We start from the raw sequence: 18,817 nt of genomic DNA, 5'->3' as shown, positions 1-18,817 counted from the left end.
ACTATATGTTTACCTAAACTATGTTTTATTGGGAAACAATCGACTTAATATGCTCTTTCCCTTCTGCTTATTCTCCGTTTTACTGATTTTCTCCAATAACGAACGTGCTTCTTTATCGGTTACAAGTTCACCAGTATTCGCGTAATGCTGAATCCAAAGGGGTAATCCACCGGTGAGATATGCGTTTTCCAACTCGTCCTCCCGTGGGACGATACATTCGTCTCCAACAGCCAATACAGGATAGGAACTGCCAATGATTTGCTTAAGTTTTGGCCCATCAGGAACACCAGATTTAGAGGTTCGTTCCTGATATGACAACCCCGCAGAATGTTCCACCGCATTTAATTCCTGTTTAACCTGCTGAGCTTTCTTATAGAACACGTTGGCCTCTGCGATCTTTAGAGTCAGAAGTGCTCTAAGTTCCCGAGCTTCCGACTGCACCTTGTCTATATCATCGTTAATACCATCCACTTCATGTTTCCATGCCGTTTTTACATCATCAAGTAGGATCCGTAGCTTTTCCTTTTTACCGGAATTTGCTCCAGAAGTGAGCATCTCCAGTCTCTCAGTCGCTGTAGAAATATCGAGTGCGATATTCTCCGCTTTCTGTTTTAGTTCGGATAGTTCTGTGGTCGTATATTCCTTCGTACCTGCTGCGTCTTCAATCATGGCCTGCTTGTATCGTTCAGTAGCTTGCACATGTTCAGATTTCTTTTTCCTAATTTCGGAGTTCAAGGCTGCGACTCTCGAATTAATTACAGTATTTGCGCTATTAAATTCTGTAATGGCTTGCTGAAATGTATGTTTCAAGGTAAATACCTCCTAATGTTTTGACGATTATTATTAATTTTCAAGGTGATTAAGTCCGATAGCTAGAGATTATTAGACCGAAGACGGTAAGCTTCTTCAATGATTGCATCCACATCAGAATCGCCAGTAGGAGTAGGTGCATGATGATTCTTTTTTTGTCGATTCGCCATGATCCTATTCGCTTCAGCTACCATTGTTGTGACTATTTCGTTACCTATTTCTTCTTCAGTACGATGTAAACCCGCTTTCACTATGTCTATAGCTGTAGTTTCTGGACTTAACCCGTTCGCAATGGCCTTATCGATCATATCGCTGTTGACTTTCGTACGAAAACTTTCAAGCATATTAATTCGTTGTTGCTCTGTATAATGATTCATTCTTATCTTCCTTCCGTTTATGTTTCGTTACTTAAGTTATCGTTACTTTCTTTTTCCGCTTTGATCGTCCTAATCCAGTTTAACTGCTTAATTTGAAGCGATTTTCATTAGTTGCCCATGTACCACACCCACCAACGAAAGCGAAAGGATCTTTTTGAAATAAAATCTAGCGGGATTTCGGGCTCACGCGCACCCGCATTCCTTTTGGGGCTGTCCCAGTACCTTTTTGTTCCAGAACCATCTTGTTTCCCTGCCACATCGCCCTCTCACGCGCCCGCTACTACAACACAGGATGTACATACACCTATGCCTTCATGTGATGCTAAGACTAAGACCCGAACCATATGCGATTCTGAATGGCTACTAGGTCATCCTCTATTACTTTTGATTTATCGTATTCAACTACAATGTTCAATATTTCGATAGATATATCAGTGGCTAACGCTCCTGTATATATAGCATTATCTAAGATTCGGTCTATCTTGACACTTACATCTACCCTATCTCTATCCCTGCTATACCTCATCGAATTAATATCTCGGATCCGTTCGCGTTCCTTTGTGGTAATCTCATTGAATGCTTCTTGGTACACATCGGGATGATTGGATTTCAATAGCCCTAGAGTTAATGGAGATCTCTTAAATAAACTCAATAGGAATCTAAACATGGCTTACCTCCTCTCTAATCGTTTGATCAATGTAACCTATAGCTAGCTGGATGCTTCGCTTAACATGGCTTAGGCTATCGCGTCTCTAGTCTAGACCAACCAGCCTGGCAGGTTACCACTTGTTACTACAATCGTTTCATAACCAGACGCACTCGGTTTGTTCGGATCAATGATCTCCCACATGATGTGTACTTGATTCATACCTGCACTGAAGTAATGATCAACAACCTTACGTGTAGGATTCTTCTCGATCCAGTTCTTCAGCGCCTCACGCGGATTAGCTGAGTTAAGTGTTACTGTACCTTGCTTTGGTTCCATATATATCACCTCCCCTCATTACTGACATAATTCCAGATACATCACCTGATGCTCTAGGAGCGCCATACAGGAATCAATCTTTCGATAAGCATTAACCCCACTAGACTATCTTTAGAACGTCTCAAATCGACCACAGGAAGGCTTCACTATTCTGTTTATATAGAATCTAAATAAGTAAGGAGATATCTATATAAATATTTAATAAACAACCTAGATAGGTGGGCTATCTGACGTGCTTCATGGTATTAAGCTCAATCGTCAATCTCAGGACGGATTAACATGAATTGATGGCATTCGTTGGGAGACTCGTTTTTGATCTTCTCGATAACCCACCCATCCCGCAGATGCATTGCCAATATGTCCAATTGTTCGGCAGCATCCGGATCGGTGAATTTAATCTCAAAGTTCATGAAGCCACGATTTTTCAGATGTTTATCCTTCAGCCTGTCATAAGCGTCTTGAATCGCGAACACAAGATCCTGATATATCTCGTGATCTGCCTCGTATGCTTCGCTTATGACCTCGTGAGCAATCGGGCCGACATAATCATCTACTTCGCTCCATTGAAAGTCGGGTCCAGAAGCAGCCTCTAGCATCTTCCCGATGTAGCCCTGGTAGAGCTCATAATTACCTGCGTTGTCCTTCAAGAATTGGGAAAATGATATTGGTTTTCCGTCAAGTGTGACCGATGCGAATAGATCTTTAATAGACTGTTTCATTGATTAATCTTCCCCTCATTATTGGGTTTGGTCTTGCTCTATTTCAGCTACTTCCTCAATTGCAAGGCGCAGCCTGGAAAGCAGATTTGTAAATGCGCTATCTCGATTGTTTGCGTAAATAAATTTACTCATTTGCAATTGCCGCTGGGCTTGTTTGTCCAAGATCGGTTCACGCTGCATATATCTACAGCGGATAAGGCGCATCTCCTTGATTGACAATTTATCGACAACTCTCTCAACCCGCTCGCAGTAATCTAGCCTCTGTTGCTGTGTGAATACGTTCCATACTGCGATATCTGCCGTCGAATCACTGGTAACATTCGTGTTTCCGTGATACCGAACTTCGTAACTGCCGGTAATCTGAACTTCTTTCCGCTCAAATTTCTGATACTTAAATTCGCGGTACGTATCCAGATATCTCTCCATAATGCGTTGAATCTCTTTCCGTTCATCTGCCGCTGAGCTCTTCCCCATAGATTCACCCGCTCGCTATATGTTAGGAACCTCTATAGGATCTGCTCCAAAATCTAGTTTGAAAGCACCGGCTAACTTAAAGAACGCTGAGGTCCGAATCTTTGTATATGTCCCTTCCGCAATTCCAAGTTCAATCTGATAAATCTGATAGTCTCTTGCTTCGTCTGAATCCATGTATCTAAGCTTGATCATGTCTTTTTCGGACAAAGGGAGCCGCTCGACAATTTGTTCCAAGCGTTGAATAAGCATTTTACGCCGTTCGGATTGTTCTATCTCATAGGCCGATTCATTAAGATCTAATCTACCAGAAGCGTCATTTTCGGCCTCGACCAATTTGAAGTATCTATAGCGCTCGAAGAGGTCCTCACATACTCGCTGAAGTTCTTTTTTCTGAGCCGCAGTTAGTCCTTTGATCAATTTCGTTGCCATGTGCTCATCCTTTCGTGATGTATTGCGTTAACTGTGCAACTTGCTAATTCAATAGCTTATTATTCAGCTTCTTATCCAGCTTATCAGCCCCAAAAATAAACGCCTCTGGGTCACCTCCAGCAGCTACCCATTGTTGGTGGGCTATTTGCTTATTTCGGTGATATATTTCTGGATCCATACTGATCTCAGGTTCGTATTGAATCACTTCAGCTATGGTTGGAGGGAATTTACTGGTCTTGATGTGCTCAACGACATTATCCTGAGCGATGTAATACGGTGTGCCGGTTAACATTTCAACCCATAGCTTGGTTTGTTTTTCATCCCACTCACGGCTCGGGTAAGCTGTCGTGATCATGGCCATAATCTTGATTACTTCCGTCTCCTTCATGCTGCTCCACCTTTCTAAATTGTTTATCAAGAAAATCCATTGTATCTTCGAACTTCGATTTCTTCTTGGGATAACCATGATTGCTCGGGTTGGAATTCATCTTTATTGCTAGGTCGATATATTTCTTCCTGAGCTTATCTGGAGAAAGTATGTTCTTTTGCCAGAATGAATCTGACGTACTCCAATCAATGATTTTGTGCAGTTCCTTCGTATCTCTCTTATCTATTTCAACGATCTTACAAAAGTCATCTGCCCACGTCTGCATATTAACGTTTCTTATAAGGTGATCGACTTTATTAATCGCTGCATGCTCCATTATTTTCGAATGAAAATATAGAGACATTTGATAATAAACATTGTCCTCGGAATAAGCGGTTTTCTTATTTCGGGAGGAAGGATCTTCTTTAATTTCATTTCTCTTTACTTTCTCTTTCTCTTTCTCTTTCTCTTTCTCTTTCCCGATTTCTTCCGGAGGAAACGCATCATTATCGTCGTTTCCGGTATCAGAAACATCTCTTATATGATGGTTTCCGGTGGAAGAAACTATATTTCCGGGTTTATGAGGCAATGAACCAATGCGCTTCTTGAATGCATCCTTCACGTTGTCTACTAAGTTCTGCACCCATATGATTTGGTGATCTTGCCACAAGTCCTTATCGATAGTTCCCAGTTGAGCGAGTGTCTCAAGGATGCTAACTCCTTTCTCCTCATCAACCCTAGTCTTAGACAACAAGAACCGTTTATTGGCTTGATCTCCGTAATGGAATGCCATTCCCTCGGTGTCACCTAACACTTCAAGAAGCTTGAACCAGAATGCATAACCATCGTTACCATAGTCATTTTCTAGGATGAATAAGGTTCTTCCGGCTTTGATATAATGCGGGAAATAGTCAACTGTACTCTTAGTTGGTCTCGCCATATAATATTTACTTCACCGCCGATCGACGTTTCATTGATTTAACTGGTTCCGATAAGAGCTCTTTCATTACCGGCTCCATCCCTCCCCCGCCTTTCCTTCTTGGTTTCAATGAACATTAGATCCATTTTCTCCATGCACTGTCTGATAGTTATGTTGCCTTCAAGGAAGGAAAACAGGGGATCGCAGAGGTATGCAACCTCATCATCATCTCGCTCGATTCCGCATAATCCCAGAATGGTATGAATCAGCTCGAATTTATGTGCTTCGAGGGGCAATACGGTTACGCCGGCCGTATCAAGGGCAGTTAGCTCAGCTTCCAAGTCTTGCAGTAGAATAAGAAGCGGACGCATGATGATCCAGTTGAAATAGATCGTTGCCATTTAATCGCTCACCACTCTCAAAGATGATGTATGAGGCCTGTCCACTGCATTGAAGCTCTCCTGTCCGAAAATCCCTGACATTGGCGCCGACGATTGCGAACCACTATCCATGATCACTTCTGGATCCTGAACAGAATCAGCATAGAGAGATAGGATTGAATCGCGCTCCTGCCGTAATTGCTCAATGCGGCCACGCATCTCTTCACGTTGCTCCATGGTGTATGCGCTCGTGTTACAAATAAGCTCCTTCGCTAGGCGGACATGCTCTCCGCTGATCTCCAGCAGCCTCGGACCGTGCTCAGCACTATCAATAGCTCGTAATCGCGTCTGTAAATTAAATTCAGCCATATCATTTGGCTCCTTTCTATATTCTTCGTCCGGCTGCTTTCCGGAAATATCCAGCTTCCAATCCGAGCAGTGGCTCCATCCGTTCCAGGTGTAAAACAATCCTGCCGTCGTTACGGAAAGTCGAGCACTGCTTAACAACTGACTCTATCTCATCTCTGCTCTTGTCGAGCATCAACGATAATTCCGTAATAAGTTGTATCAACCAACCCTCAGGCATTGGGAGCAACTCCTTCTCTGGAAATAATCTCTTCACAAAAGGCCCGGAGCTCCGACACGTCAAAACCTTCTCGTTCGAGCCCTTCAATCACGGATTCGAGAGGAATAGAACCATCATCGGCAATCGCGTCAACAATGCATGCGCTAAACACCTGCTCACGGTCTGCCCTTGTGAGGATAGGATTATCGACTTCGATCGCTTGTTCCTGCGACATGGACAGTACCCGATCGAATCGTAGCTGAAATTCCGAAAATTCAGCATTGGTCATATCGCGAGACTCATTTGCAATTAGCCGAACAGCTTCCATGAAAAACTCCGCCTCTTTTCCTTGCCCTTGCAAACAATCCGGAATTTCGCCTCTCTGGATTTGCTCAAAGACATTCTTATCGAAGCTGTTCGCTTCGTAAACACCGCGCCAGTTAATCACCTGTTTTGCCTGCATTAAAATATCGCTCCCTTGATTGAGTTTTAATGAGTTGCTAGTAAGCGGAGATGATCAACATAATTCCCGTTAACTGACCAAGTGTAGTTCAATCATGAGCGAAGCGCTCAGCTGCTCTTGCCTTTTGCGCCTCTTTCCAACGAAGCAAATCAGCTTTATCGATTTTGCGGCTTCCGCCGATCGTATAACTCGGGATACCGCCAGCTTCAGGGGCAATTCCGCAATATTCATAGACACGTGTACGCGAAATTTGTAAGTAGTCGGCCGCGACTTGCGGCGAGCAAACATCCGGCAAATGCTCGGCCCTTAGAACCCTCTTGCGTCCGTTTATAATCGGAGCTTCACTTGTTGCTGCGGATTCGCGGTTACGAATCTCATTGGTGCCTTCCACGATCAAAGCCTTCATTGCCATTAAGCTACTCGCATTCTCATTCAGCAGTCTTTCAAACACTACGTCCAAGAATCTTTGCGTTGAATCAATGCTCATGGTCTTTCTCCTTCATTAATTGATGGATTAAATTAGTTCGTTGCAGATTGTGGCTGCTTGTTCGGTTTCGACTTGCTATATCCGATACGAAAGATGTCATCAAATTTGACTTCGAGAGCATCACATATTTTTTTGGCGGCTTGCGGACTCGGGTTCCCTTTCCCGTTCGTGATTTGTTCGATGGTTGCTTCTTCAATCCCAACGACTACAGCAAATGAATGTACTGTATGTCCTTTGCGGATAAGCAGTTCTACGAAATGTTTGGCATTATAAAACTTAATTACTGGTTCCATGTAATCCCCCCATTCCTATTTCTAATTCGTTTGTTGTTTCAGAAACAACATCTTCAACAAAAAAAATTTCCCTTGGATCCTTACTGAAAACTCTTGAAATCTTCAACATATTCTCCGCGGAAGTATTCGCCCCATTCTCTATTGCTGATATCGTGGCTTTCGTTACACCTATAATTTGAGCCAGCTCTTCCTGGGTCATATCGAAAGCCTTACTTCGACGCAGGTACTTAACATCATTTTTCAATAAAATCACCTCACTCTTTTGTTGTTTCACACTTTACAAAATTCATTTTATTATGGATGTTATAAAGTGTCAAGTACGAAACAACATTCCTCTTTATCTTTGTTCGTCTATACCTTACAATAGAAACCAAGATGATCAGATGGAAGGAGTTATAACAATTGAATCAGAAATTTGGTGAAAAACTTCGCGAACTACGAGGGAAAATGACTTTACGAGATGTTGCTAAACTCACCGGGCTAAGTCACACATATATACGCGATCTAGAATTAGGAAACAATCGAAAAACTAATAAGCCACCAATACCATCAAGAGAGACACTACGGAAACTTTCTGAAGCTTACGATCACCCATATGGTGATCTTCTTGAATACTCCGGTTACTTTGATGGTCTCTCTGATGATAAGAAAAAACAATTAAAAGAAGCGTACAATGATCGATCGAAGGTAATTGAATCGTTCCGAGATTTATTATCCCAAATGTCAATTAACGGAGACTATCCGGAAGAGATCAAAGTGGATCTAATTGAATTAATGAAAAGCACAATTGACGATGAAGTGATGAAAGATTCATTGTTCGACTTCTCGAACATTACTAATGAGTTAATTGAAATGATGCAGAGACTTGACGATTTTGATGAAATGGGGAAACTTTATGCAGATGTCATTAAAATAGCCAAAAAACATGAATTAGATATCGATTATTCAAAATTAGTTACCACTGGAAGCCATCAAAAACGTGGCAACCAAATGCAACTAAAACAACTCGATGATTTAACATGGGACTTAGTAGAGATGACCGATGAAGAAGCAAGAGAAGCAGCACGTATAACCATTCGCGACGTTGTAAAAGCGTTAGTGGGGGTAGTTGAAGAACATAGTGGAAGAAAATTCGATTTAGGAGATATAACAACCGTTGGACGTGATCTAGAAATGGCTCTCAAAGATTTTCCGTTGACCATTGGTGAAGTAACGCAGAACAAAGAACTTACTAGCTTACTCAATGAAGAAGAAGTCACGTATAAACATCAGCCACTAAATGCTCCCGATCGCCAACGCATCCTGGACATGCTCAAAGTGTTGTTCCCGGATCGGCAGTAACTGAACGAAAAATTGCGCACCCTAAGAATCTCTTAGGGCAAGAAGTAACCAACGCGAATTTCCGTTCGTTGAAACTCCACCATTCCGTTGATGTAATGAGACTATGCAAAATTGCTGAGTCGAAATTGAGGAGCGCACGGATCCATGCTGACCCATGACAGTCCAATTTTGGACTCACCATAATTGGTGAGTGAGATCATGATTCGACAGAAGTGTCGAAAGAAAAGTGCACTCGCGTGCACTTTAGAGAAAATAGCGCGCGCTATAACTGGTCGACACCCGGGTACTAATACGACGCGCGTCGTAAACCCTACACGATTATTACGGACGTATGCAGACAATGCACCGTCTAAGCTCCAGCACGCAATGACTGACAAGGGGACGCTAACTTACCGTAACCATGACCTCATTAGTAATGAACCTATGATGTATGTTCAACATACCCCATCAATCACACCGTCTAAGCTCCATTTCGTATTGATTCATCATGGTTTCAGCACACTACAACGTTAACCGGTACAAACTACCACCCAGCCTATACAAGCCCTCAGAACGGCTTTATCGGGCTCAGGCGACTTACAAAGAGGTTCCCCGCTGCATGGCGGTTCCTATATGTATTAAAATTCATAAACCGAAAGGAACAATTCTATGAAGATGAAAAAAATCAGTCTACAGAAGAGGAAAGAATACGTGGAGGCCCTCCAGAAAGAAATTGAACATCAGAATGAAGTCATTGCTTTAATCGAGTCTTATTCTCCCGATACGCTCGAAAAGCGGATTATTCATGAGTACGCCATTGAAGGTGCTGTAGCGGAAGTGGCTAAAAAGTTGAATGAAGAGGGACTTCGTGTTGGGGCACGCAAATATATAAGTAATGATGTATCTGAAGTAGTGCGCTCAAAACCAATAATAGACAAGTTGCATGAAGTGACTAAAAAGGCTCTTGAACACAATACAGCAGGTTTGCGTTATTGATTGTAGTTGACTAAAAAGCATAAATAGAATTAAGAGAGGAGTTGAAAACAATAGCTAAATCAACGGTACGTAAACGTAGTTGTAAATGCGAGGGAAAGTGTAAATGCGGAGCTACCTGGTCTTATCGGCTCGAGCTCGGCCCAGATCCTAAGACGGGCAAACGCCGGCAAACGGAGAAACATGGCTTCAAGTCTCAGAAGGAAGCAGAGCTCGCTTATGCAAAGGCTATTGTATCCGTTGCTGACGGTACATACGTATCGGAGAAAAATGTTTCGTTTAAGGAATTCGCAGAACAATGGATTGACATTTATGCAGCTACTGGAAAAGTGAGAAACAGCACGATCGATATTAGGCGTGCTAGACTCAAAAACCTATCCGCTCACTTCTCCGAAATCCCACTTAAGAAAATTACCCGAAAAATGTATCAGGACATGCTCATTGAGCTCAAGAACAAAGAAGTCGGTAAGAAAGTTAAGAGAAAAGGCTACTCGAAGAAAACAATTGAAAGTATTCATGAGACGGCAAAACTACTGTTCGCCAATGCAGTTGATCTTGAAATAATCGCTTCCGATCCAACTGAAAAAGCCCAGTTACCAACTTTTCAAAAGACAGTTGAAGAGTTAGAAAATGAGAACGAGCTTCCGAAGTATTTAGAGAAGGAAGAGCTTGCCCGTTTCCTCCATGAGGCTAAAAAGGGCCATCCGGATGATTTCGTGAGGTATTATTTATTAGCTTATACAGGATTGCGAATCGGGGAGATGGTTGCTCTAAAGTGGCGGGATATCGATCTGGTAAACCAGACAATCAATATCAACAAAACGTTGTATGAGAAGGATGGAGTTGCGAATCCAGGATTAAACCCACCAAAGACGATAAGCTCAAAGCGTGTCATCGACATTAATAAGGTGCTTGTTACAGAATTGAAAAGTTTGAAAGCCCGACAGAACATTTTCAAAATGGAACATAAGAAAACTTATCTAGATAAGGATTACGTATTTGCTCGGGAAGATACATTGCTAGGATATCCAATTTCACGCGGCAGCGTTCATAAGCGCATGACCACACTGTTAAAGTACGCGGGCTTGAATACAGCCCTCTCACCGCATTCGATGAGGCATACCCATACTTCACTCATGGCCGAAGCCGGTGTATCCATAGAGGCCATCATGGAGCGTCTAGGGCATAAGTCGGATCGAGTAACGAAGGACATATATCTACACGTAACAAAAACACGAAAAAAAGAAGCAGTCCAAAAGCTCGATGAGCTAATGAATGGCCTCTAATGTTTATCTCACGTGGGCAAAACGTGGGCAAATACCCACAAATAAATTCATAAACCTTGATATCATTGGGTTTTCAGACCCTCAAAATAGAAGTGCTTCCTCTCTCCTGCAAACATGAACAACTATAGATTATCAAATATATCCAAGTTAGGCAATACCCCGTCTATCCCGTATAATAAGAGGAGCAGAATGCCAAGGAGGACTTTTACCGATGAGTATGAAGGATTTCGATTTTTTATCGGATTCGACGGAACAAACGACGACCCGGTTCGTCACGTTCGTAACGCCCGGTCTGAAACGCTTTGACCTGGCGATTTTATCGACGAACCGTTTCTACGGCAAGAAGCTCGTAACGGACATGATGTTCGGACGCAGCGCCGTATTGGGGCCAGACGACCTCGAAGAAGAGGGCGTGCTGGAATCGGTGTTTCGGATCAACGAGGAAGAAGCGGCAGAACTCGCCCAATTTCTGACTCTCGTACTCGGAGCCGTCAATTATACCGATTAACTTTCCGATTAACAATCGGTTGACCCGGACACTCTAATGGAAATCACCCTAATCAGTTAGGAGGTTTCCAACCCTGTTTCCCTTTCGTTCGGAGAAAAAACAAGCGACGACCGATCTCGCGACGGTTGAATCGCTGCGCAATGATCTGATTCCCGAAGAATTTCCCGAAGGCCCCTACGGCTCTCCGTTGATCTCGGAAACTTTAGGTAAAACCCCGGAGTGGCGTGATGACCAGCGTTCTCCGGCTCGTTTCGGCTATGAGAATCGCGGATTGCATGCCGGTTTGGACCGGGATTATCCGGGAGAAGACCCGTTGTAATTACGAAATAGGGACAGCATCTTTCGGCTAAGCAGCCAAAGTTCCTGTCCCTTATCTATCGGTTAATGACGGGCAAGCCGTTTAATTTCATCCAAAGATATTTCAAGCGTTTCGGCGATCTGCTCGTCGGAGAAACCTTTGGCAAGCAGCTTGCGAACGGTCATTTTGCGTTCTTCCGCTTTTCCTTTCTCCAACCCTTCCTCTATTCCTTCCTCGTATCCCCAACGTTTCCAAGCCGGCATAAGCTCCATGATGTTATCGCCCTCCTCCGGATATTGGTTAAGCAACTCGCGCAGTACTTGTTCATCTTGTTCTCTATCGGGCTCGAAATACAAATCCGCAACGGACATGATTAAAGCCATTTTCGCATCGTCCAGCTTTTTTCTCATCCGTAGAATCATCCGCAAGTAAGCCGAACGCATCTCTCTCTTTTCCTTCTTATTATATCCCATTTTCGCTAACAGCGCAGCGGCTACGGGATTATCCGAATCCACGAATCGTCTCCAATTATGCTTTTTCAGCTCCACCTTTAAAAACTGAAAACGGACGATCTCATGATCGGGTATCGCCATCGAGTAGGTATCCGGCTCTTCTCGCCACGCATCCGAGGTAAAGATCGCAATCGGAATAATAAGTCTATGCTCTTTGCGATGCCGCTCGAAGAGTCGACTGAAATAGATAAACATTCGCTCGTTGAATTTTTCTTGCCAGTACGATTGCGGCTCTAAATGTATCAGTATATAAGCATTAAGCGATCTATACCTGGTTTCTATGAGTAAATCGAGACTCCTTGCCTCTTCGCCAACGATATCTACGAGCAACTCCTGCATTAACAATCGCGTGTGGGTATGATCCAATAGCAAATCCAAGTGTGGAAAAAACAGCTCGATAAATTCGGCGAAAAAGGTTTGCAGCAATTTCTTGAACGCTTCATCGTGAGGAATGTTCTCTCTCTTGCCCTGCTCCTTCGTTAAGTCTTGCTCGCTCACTCCATATCCTCCCTTATGCCCATGAACAACAACACGCCGCTTGCTCCCCCTAAAGGAGAACAAGCGGCGTGTGCTTCACGACCGATAATTAAATATAACCGAAGCATATCAAAGCAGGCAGGATCGCGCAATTAAAAATTGAAATACCGTTTCGCGTTACGGTAACAAATATCTTCCACCATGCCGCCCAGAAGATCCGTATCATCCGGAGCTTCGCCCCGAACGACCCATTCTCCGAGCATATTGCATAGGATTCTGCGGAAATACTCATGTCGCGGATAGGAGAGAAAGCTGCGAGAATCCGTAAGCATCCCCACGAACCGGCTCAAAAGCCCCATGTTGGCAAGCACGTTCATCTGTTCGAGCATGCCGTCTTTCGTATCGTTGAACCACCAAGCCGAACCCAATTGGATTTTCCCAACAGCGTTACCGTCCTGAAAGCTTCCCATGACGGTGCCCAACACGCTATAATCTTTCGGGTTTAGAGAGTACAGAATCGTCTGCGGCAGAGTACCCGTGGCTTCGATTCCGTCTAACAGCTTCATCAACGGATAAGCGAGCGGTCCGTCATGAATGGAATCGAATCCCGTATCCGGTCCCAAGCGCGAGAACATGCGGCTGTTGTTGTTCCGGGAAGCATGGATGTGCAACTGCATCGTCCAACCGCGTTTCGCGTACTGCTGGCCGAGATGGATCAGCGTATAGGTTTTGTGCTTCTGCTCTTCTTCCAAAGTGAGCGGTTGCCCGTCCATTGCCTTGGAGAAAATAACCGAAACCTCGTCCAGCGTCGCTTCCGAGTAGTACACCTGATCTAACGCGTGATCGGATACTTTACACCCGACGTTGGCGAAATGTTGAATTCGGCTATCGATCGCTTCGAGGAATTGCCCGTAGCTCGTGACCGGCATACCCGCTGATTGCGCTAGCTTCTTCACCCATGCCACGAACGGTTCTCTGCGTATTTCCAAACCTTTGTCCGGTCTGAACGACGGAAGCACCTGACAATCGAAGTCCGCTAATCCTTTGATTCCCTCATGGTATTCGAGCGTATCGGTCGGATCGTCTGTCGTGCAGATGACGCGAACCCGCTGTTCCCGAATAAGCTGCCTAACGGAAAAACGTTCGGATTGCAAGATCGCGTTGGCTTTCTCCCAGATAATCGGTCCGTTCTTCTCGTTAATCGTCTCTTCGATATTGAAATAACGACGAAGCTCCAAATGCGACCAATGGTATAACGGATTGCCTAACGTAGCGGGAACCGTCTTCACCCAAGCCATGAACCGATCGTAATCGCTAACGCCCGGCCCTCCGGTAACGAGGGATTCGGGAATCCCGTTGGCCCTCATCGCCCGCCACTTATAGTGATCCCCGTACAGCCAGATTTCCGCCAAATTGCTAAAGCGCTTGTCCTCGAATATTTCCTGGGGATTCAAATGACAATGATAATCTATGATCGGCTGTTTCGCCGCGTAATCATGATACAATCGTTCCGATACGGCATTCTGAAGCAAAAAATTATCGTCCATAAACGCTTTCACTTCGTTATCCCGCTCCTTCAGTGAAATTTCACCAGCTCATCTACCTTTATGGGTTGACCTGTCCGTATGGAGCGATTCGCGGCAATTCCCGTCAGAATCGATCTTGCTCCATCGATGTGGTTAGCCGCCCGATTGAAGCGATCCTCTACCGGCGTACCGAAAATATCGTTCAGCAGTGCGGGGTCGCCGCCGCCATGCCCGCCTATGCCCTCTTCTACTTCGACTTCGTAAGGAGCCGCGAACATCGGGAATACCGTGATGCTTTGAGCTTGCAATGCGCCTTCCTGCGACTTCTCTCCGCCGGAATTGACATAAGATTGCTCGACGACCTTCATTTCGATGCGACCCTTCGTTCCGTTAAAGGCAATTCGGTAACCTTCCCAAGGTAAATACGCGTTAAGCGAATACGTCATGATGGCATTATTCTTGTACTTTACCATGACGCCCATCGTATCTTCAATATTGATGCCGTCTCCGAATACGCTCTGGTCGCGGCGGTAGCCGTCCTCATGCTCCGCGTCCAAGTAAAGCCCCTTCAGATTCTCGTTCTCGTCCATATGAAGCGCGAACGGATCCTCTTTCGCGTTCGGGTTGCCCGTTGCCCGGTCATAGAACTTGGTTTCGCCGCGCGCCTCCGCGTTTTCTTTGCCGTAGAACAGCAAATCTCCGAAAGCGAAGACGGTGTCCGGCTCGGAACCGATCCAGAAATTGACGAGATCGAAATGGTGAGTCGATTTGTGCACGAGCAATCCGCCGCTGTTTCTTTTGTCGCGATGCCATCTGCGGAAGTAGTCCGCGCCGTGCTGCGTATTCAACAACCATTCGAAGTGCACGGAAGTGATCTTGCCGATCGTTCCGTCTTCAATCAGTTCGCGGGCTTTCGTATGATGGGGAGCATAACGATAATTAAACGTTACCCGCACATCGCGGCGAGTGCGTTCGACGGCGTCAAGAATCTGTTGGCATTTGATCTCGTCCACCGTCATCGGCTTCTCCGTAACGACGTCGCAGCCTAGCTCCATAGCGCGAATGATGTACGAGTGATGGGTCCGGTCCACGCTTGTCACGATCACCGCATCCGGACGCTCGTTAGCGATCATCTCTTCGAATTGCTCCGCTTTATAAGTGTTGACCTTTTGGTAACCGTAACGCTCCGTCAATTGCCGATTCGCGTAATCCATGCGGGTTTGGTTCGTGTCGCAAAACGCCAACAATTCGGATGTTTCATGAAATGAAGTCGCGATCGCCGAATAGAAGAACTCTGCCCTGCCGCCCGAACCGACGAGTACGTATTTTTTCTTTAAAGTCATTTCCATCACCCTTTTACGATAGTGTCAATCCTCTAGCACTAATTTATCGCAAACGAGTATTTAATTCTCCGTGTTTTCTGCTTTTTTTTCTTAAAACCCCGCTTTTCTTGCTATACTATAAACATAGAGAGGAGATGATGATCGATGAAGTTGCCCGAGACGATGATATACGGATCTTATTCCGATCCTCTATATCTCGATTACGTGAAGCGAACGGTACCGTTCAGCATGACGAGCAACCATTTTCATCCGTATTACGAAATCTACTACCTCCTTTCCGGTTCGAGAATTTACTTCGTTAAAGACACGACCTATCGGATCGCTGCCGGAGACCTTGTATTCATCGATAAGAACGAGGTTCATAAAACTTTGCAGGAAGGCGAGCCCGCTCACGAGAGAATCGTTATCCATATCGACGAACGATTCGTCAGGGACGTACTTAAGCCCCACGACGATCTGCTGCTTAGTCCATTCCGCCAAGACAGTCCTATCGTCAACTTACTGTCCGACAACCGGGAGAGGCTTAGCCAAACGATCGGAAGAATGTTAGTCGAACTTAGAGACCGGCCGCCGGGATACGTAATTTCAATCCGGCAAGCCGTTACGGAGTTGATGCTACTATCTTCTCGTCACGTTGCAGCCAATCGCCCGCCGGAGCCCGCTTACGTTTCGCCGCTGCACCGGAAAATCTCCGAAGTCGTGCGTTATTTGAACGCGAATTACGGGGAACAAATCCGCGTCCAACAGCTCGCCGAACGGTTTTTCATCAGTCCTTACTACATGAGTCGCGCATTTAAGGAAGTTACCGGTTTTACTTTGATCGATTACTTGAACCTCACCCGAATTAAGGAAGCGCAGCGCTTGCTTAGAGAAAGCAGCCTCTCCGTAACGGACGTCGCCGCTCGAACCGGCTTCGATAATTTCTCCCATTTCGGCAAAACGTTCAAAAAAATAACCCGGACTTCCGCCCGGGATTATCGCAAGGTGCAACGTGCCGCCACTCCACTCTAGCACGAAGCTTTGAGCTTCCGCTTTAACGGGATAACACGTTTTTCCTTAGTTATTTGATTGTAAGTCTTCATTAACGCGCTAACTCGTCCGATTCAAGAACGCGGTCAGTTGCTCGTGAAGCACCCGTTTCCTCCGATCGTCGCAGAAAGCCGCGTCAATCGCATGGCGTGAAGCGGACACGGCATGTTCGCGCGTCCATTCGCACAACGAGCCGATCTTTTCCCATTCGCTTGTTAGCGATATCCCCAGCAACTCCGGGTCATCGGTATTCACCGTGACGCGAACCCCCGCCTCCAGCAACCGGCGAAGAGGATGATCATCGATCGAAGGATACAGCAGAACCAAGTTCGAGGTCAGGCACACGTTCAGAGGGATCCCTTCGTTAGCAAGCCGGATTATCAAGTCCGGATCCTCCGCCGCCCTTACCCCGTGGTCGATGCGATCGACGACTAACAGATCGAGGGCATCCCGGACCCCTTCGGGTCCCGAGGACTCCCCCGCATGTGCCGTCGTAAAGAAGCCCGCGGCTTTAGCCTTCGCGAATGCCTTGGCGAATCTTGGCCCCGTCCTCCCTGCGGCTTGTTCGTTCCCGTCGATAGATAAGCCCGCAATGCGAGGGTTTCGATTCGCGATCATCCAATCCACGAGTTCCTCGGCCGCTTCTCCGCTCTGCGTCCTTAATAGGGATAAGAGCAGACTGCAATCCGCTAATCCCTCATCCGCCGCGCGTTCGAAACCCGCGATCAACGAGGAAACCAATCGCTCAACAGTCCAATGTTCATGCCAATGGGTTGGATTCACGATAATTTCCGCATAGGAGACCCGTTGCTCCGACAATCGTCGGGCGACTTCGTAAGCGATCCCCTCCAATTCCTCGCCGGTGCGGATCAATCCGCAAATCCAATCCAGGAATTCAAGGAAAGGCTTCAGCCCGTCGAATTCGTAAAGCTTATCGATCGGCCGAGGCAGCTTCGCTCCGTATTTATCCGCAAGCGCAAGCAACGCCGCGCTCGGAATCGAGCCCTCGAGATGGACGTGCAATTCCACCTTGGGCAGATCCGCGAGCCATCGGCCGTCTATCCCGTTCGCCGCCATCATAAAACCTCCTAGCGCCTATGTCCTTATCTCGCTTCGGCTTTCGGGATTTCGTTGTTCGCGATCATTTCCCCGAACGGGCTAATATAGGAGTTCCCCGCGCGTTTCTCTTGCTTGCCGCTGAGCGGCAGCAACGGGAACAACAACTCTGCCGTCCGGTAGGCTTCCTCCAGGTGAGGATAGCCTGATAGAATAAACGTCTCGATTCCGATATCCGCATAAGCCTTCATCCGATCCGCGACCGTTCGGGGATCGCCGACTAGCGCGGTTCCCGCGCCGCCACGGACAAGTCCGACGCCGGCCCATAGATTCGGACTGATCTCCAAATTCTCGCGCCTGCCTCCGTGCAAATTCATCATTCGCCGTTGTCCGACCGAGTCGAACCGGTCCAATATTTTCTGGGCGCCCGCGATCGTGTCGTCGTCCAAATAGCTGATGAGCTCGTCCGCCGCTTTCCACGCGTCTTCTTCTTTCTCCCTGACGATCACATGAAGCCTGATTCCGAAACGCACCGTTCTCCCTTGTTCGGCCGCGAGCTTGCGAACGACGTCGATCTTCTCCTTCACTTGCTCCGGGGGTTCCCCCCAGGAAAGATAAACGTCGATATGATTCGCCGCCACTTTGTGCCCCGCATCCGAAGACCCTCCGAAATACAAAGGCGGATACGGCTGTTGAACGGGCGGATACAGCACTTTGCCGCCTTTGATCCGAATATGCTCGCCGTCCAGATCGATTTCCTCTCCTTGAAGCGCTTTACGCCATACGGTAAGGAATTCGTCGGTCATCTCGTAACGGGCGTCATGGTCGAGATGGAGGCCTTCTCCGGCCAATTCTATCGGATCCCCCCCGGTCACGACGTTGATAAGCAGCCTTCCACCGGATATCCGGTCGAACGTCGAGGCCATTCTCGCCGCTATCGTCGGCGACATGAGTCCGGGTCGTACCGCGACGAGAAATTTAAGCTTTTGGGTCATCGGTATTAAAGCCGAAGCCGCGATCCACGGATCTTCGCAGGATTTGCCGGTGGGGAGCAGGACGCCTCCGAATCCCAAGCTGTCCGCTGCCTTGGCGATCTGAGTCATGTAATCGAAATCGACGGCGCGGGCCCCATGTCCGGTCCCCAAATACTTGCCGTCGCCATGCGTCGGAATAAACCAAAACACTTCCATGTCATTTACTC

Annotated in this window: 25 protein-coding genes; 6 read left to right on the top strand and 19 right to left on the bottom strand. The window is 46.3% G+C overall.

The genetic code is table 11. From position 1 onward, the window contains the following. Positions 1-18 precede the first annotated feature (18 nt). The 14 genes from HH215_RS33400 to HH215_RS33335 form a co-directional block, all read right to left on the bottom strand. Complete coding sequence (locus tag HH215_RS33400; protein WP_169283841.1) at positions 19-810, bottom strand: hypothetical protein; 792 nt, start codon at positions 808-810, stop codon at positions 19-21. A gap of 62 nt (positions 811-872) precedes the next feature. Then, a complete protein-coding gene (locus HH215_RS33395) occupies positions 873-1,187 on the bottom strand; it encodes a hypothetical protein (protein WP_169283840.1) in 315 nt (104 codons plus the stop codon). 757 nt (positions 1,188-1,944) lie between these two features. Next, entirely contained in the window at positions 1,945-2,172 is a 228-nt protein-coding gene (locus tag HH215_RS33390; RefSeq protein WP_169283839.1) for a hypothetical protein, read from the bottom strand. Between the two features lie 251 nt (positions 2,173-2,423). After that, complete coding sequence (locus HH215_RS33385; protein ID WP_169283838.1) at positions 2,424-2,891, bottom strand: hypothetical protein; 468 nt, start codon at positions 2,889-2,891, stop codon at positions 2,424-2,426. Between the two features lie 18 nt (positions 2,892-2,909). Continuing rightward, positions 2,910-3,365: an ArpU family phage packaging/lysis transcriptional regulator gene (locus HH215_RS33380; protein WP_169283837.1), complete on the bottom strand. Its 456-nt coding sequence runs from the start codon at positions 3,363-3,365 to the stop codon at positions 2,910-2,912. Between the two features lie 15 nt (positions 3,366-3,380). Continuing rightward, positions 3,381-3,794 carry an ArpU family phage packaging/lysis transcriptional regulator gene (locus HH215_RS33375; RefSeq protein WP_169283836.1) on the bottom strand — a complete coding sequence of 138 codons (414 nt, stop codon included), beginning with the start codon at positions 3,792-3,794 and terminating at the stop codon, positions 3,381-3,383. Positions 3,795-3,837: 43 nt separating this feature from the next. Further along, positions 3,838-4,182, bottom strand: coding sequence for a replicative helicase loader/inhibitor (locus HH215_RS33370; protein ID WP_169283835.1), 345 nt, complete (start codon positions 4,180-4,182; stop codon positions 3,838-3,840). Continuing rightward, complete coding sequence (locus HH215_RS33365; protein WP_169283834.1) at positions 4,121-5,101, bottom strand: phage replication protein O; 981 nt, start codon at positions 5,099-5,101, stop codon at positions 4,121-4,123. The genes HH215_RS33370 and HH215_RS33365 overlap by 62 nt, the downstream gene beginning before the upstream one ends. Before the next feature lie 38 nt (positions 5,102-5,139). Beyond that, positions 5,140-5,481, bottom strand: a complete 342-nt coding sequence (locus HH215_RS33360; protein WP_169283833.1) for a hypothetical protein — start codon at positions 5,479-5,481, stop codon at positions 5,140-5,142. After that, on the bottom strand, positions 5,482-5,829 hold the full coding sequence (locus tag HH215_RS35975) for a hypothetical protein (RefSeq protein WP_174887654.1): 348 nt from the start codon (positions 5,827-5,829) through the stop codon (positions 5,482-5,484). 209 nt (positions 5,830-6,038) lie between these two features. Continuing rightward, the gene (locus HH215_RS33350; protein WP_169283832.1) at positions 6,039-6,488 is read right to left on the bottom strand and encodes a hypothetical protein; all 450 of its coding nucleotides are present in this window, start codon (positions 6,486-6,488) and stop codon (positions 6,039-6,041) included. 88 nt (positions 6,489-6,576) lie between these two features. Beyond that, positions 6,577-6,975 (bottom strand): helix-turn-helix domain-containing protein, encoded by a 399-nt coding sequence (locus HH215_RS33345; protein ID WP_169283831.1) that lies wholly within the window; start codon positions 6,973-6,975, stop codon positions 6,577-6,579. Between the two features lie 32 nt (positions 6,976-7,007). Continuing rightward, positions 7,008-7,268: a helix-turn-helix transcriptional regulator gene (locus HH215_RS33340; RefSeq protein ID WP_169283830.1), complete on the bottom strand. Its 261-nt coding sequence runs from the start codon at positions 7,266-7,268 to the stop codon at positions 7,008-7,010. Then, the gene (locus tag HH215_RS33335) at positions 7,252-7,542 is read right to left on the bottom strand and encodes a helix-turn-helix transcriptional regulator (protein WP_254450300.1); all 291 of its coding nucleotides are present in this window, start codon (positions 7,540-7,542) and stop codon (positions 7,252-7,254) included. The genes HH215_RS33340 and HH215_RS33335 overlap by 17 nt, the downstream gene beginning before the upstream one ends. A 128-nt stretch (positions 7,543-7,670) precedes the next feature. Here HH215_RS33335 and HH215_RS33330 point away from each other — a divergent pair, with 128 nt between their 5' ends. The 5 genes from HH215_RS33330 to HH215_RS36610 all read left to right on the top strand — a co-directional run bounded on the left by HH215_RS33330 (position 7,671) and on the right by HH215_RS36610 (position 11,694). Next, positions 7,671-8,609 carry a helix-turn-helix domain-containing protein gene (locus tag HH215_RS33330; RefSeq protein ID WP_169283829.1) on the top strand — a complete coding sequence of 313 codons (939 nt, stop codon included), beginning with the start codon at positions 7,671-7,673 and terminating at the stop codon, positions 8,607-8,609. Between the two features lie 648 nt (positions 8,610-9,257). After that, positions 9,258-9,584 carry a hypothetical protein gene (locus HH215_RS33325; protein WP_169283828.1) on the top strand — a complete coding sequence of 109 codons (327 nt, stop codon included), beginning with the start codon at positions 9,258-9,260 and terminating at the stop codon, positions 9,582-9,584. Positions 9,585-9,625: 41 nt separating this feature from the next. Then, positions 9,626-10,867, top strand: coding sequence for a site-specific integrase (locus tag HH215_RS33320; RefSeq protein ID WP_169283827.1), 1,242 nt, complete (start codon positions 9,626-9,628; stop codon positions 10,865-10,867). A 211-nt stretch (positions 10,868-11,078) separates the two neighbouring features. After that, positions 11,079-11,375, top strand: a complete 297-nt coding sequence (locus HH215_RS33315) for a DUF3055 domain-containing protein (RefSeq protein WP_174887653.1) — start codon at positions 11,079-11,081, stop codon at positions 11,373-11,375. A 73-nt stretch (positions 11,376-11,448) separates the two neighbouring features. Continuing rightward, the gene (locus HH215_RS36610; RefSeq protein WP_169284694.1) at positions 11,449-11,694 is read left to right on the top strand and encodes a hypothetical protein; all 246 of its coding nucleotides are present in this window, start codon (positions 11,449-11,451) and stop codon (positions 11,692-11,694) included. Between the two features lie 62 nt (positions 11,695-11,756). Here HH215_RS36610 and HH215_RS33305 read toward each other — a convergent pair whose 3' ends face one another. The 3 genes from HH215_RS33305 to HH215_RS33295 form a co-directional block, all read right to left on the bottom strand. Then, the gene (locus HH215_RS33305) at positions 11,757-12,683 is read right to left on the bottom strand and encodes an Rpn family recombination-promoting nuclease/putative transposase (protein WP_169283826.1); all 927 of its coding nucleotides are present in this window, start codon (positions 12,681-12,683) and stop codon (positions 11,757-11,759) included. Positions 12,684-12,814: 131 nt separating this feature from the next. Next, positions 12,815-14,221 (bottom strand): glucuronate isomerase, encoded by a 1,407-nt coding sequence (gene uxaC / locus HH215_RS33300; RefSeq protein ID WP_169283825.1) that lies wholly within the window; start codon positions 14,219-14,221, stop codon positions 12,815-12,817. Positions 14,222-14,238: 17 nt separating this feature from the next. After that, positions 14,239-15,531 carry a Gfo/Idh/MocA family protein gene (locus tag HH215_RS33295; RefSeq protein WP_169283824.1) on the bottom strand — a complete coding sequence of 431 codons (1,293 nt, stop codon included), beginning with the start codon at positions 15,529-15,531 and terminating at the stop codon, positions 14,239-14,241. A gap of 144 nt (positions 15,532-15,675) precedes the next feature. Here HH215_RS33295 and HH215_RS33290 point away from each other — a divergent pair, with 144 nt between their 5' ends. Beyond that, positions 15,676-16,542: an AraC family transcriptional regulator gene (locus tag HH215_RS33290; RefSeq protein WP_169283823.1), complete on the top strand. Its 867-nt coding sequence runs from the start codon at positions 15,676-15,678 to the stop codon at positions 16,540-16,542. 78 nt (positions 16,543-16,620) lie between these two features. Here the strand turns inward: HH215_RS33290 and add are convergent, their stop codons facing one another. After that, positions 16,621-17,640 carry an adenosine deaminase gene (gene add, locus HH215_RS33285; RefSeq protein WP_254450299.1) on the bottom strand — a complete coding sequence of 340 codons (1,020 nt, stop codon included), beginning with the start codon at positions 17,638-17,640 and terminating at the stop codon, positions 16,621-16,623. 23 nt (positions 17,641-17,663) lie between these two features. After that, positions 17,664-18,806, bottom strand: a complete 1,143-nt coding sequence (gene ssuD / locus HH215_RS33280; RefSeq protein WP_169283822.1) for an FMNH2-dependent alkanesulfonate monooxygenase — start codon at positions 18,804-18,806, stop codon at positions 17,664-17,666. Positions 18,807-18,817: the final 11 nt, after the last annotated feature.

This window comes from Cohnella herbarum (genome assembly GCF_012849095.1).
Taxonomy (GTDB): domain Bacteria; phylum Bacillota; class Bacilli; order Paenibacillales; family Paenibacillaceae; genus Cohnella; species Cohnella herbarum.
This window is presented reverse-complemented; position numbering and strand designations above follow the sequence as displayed.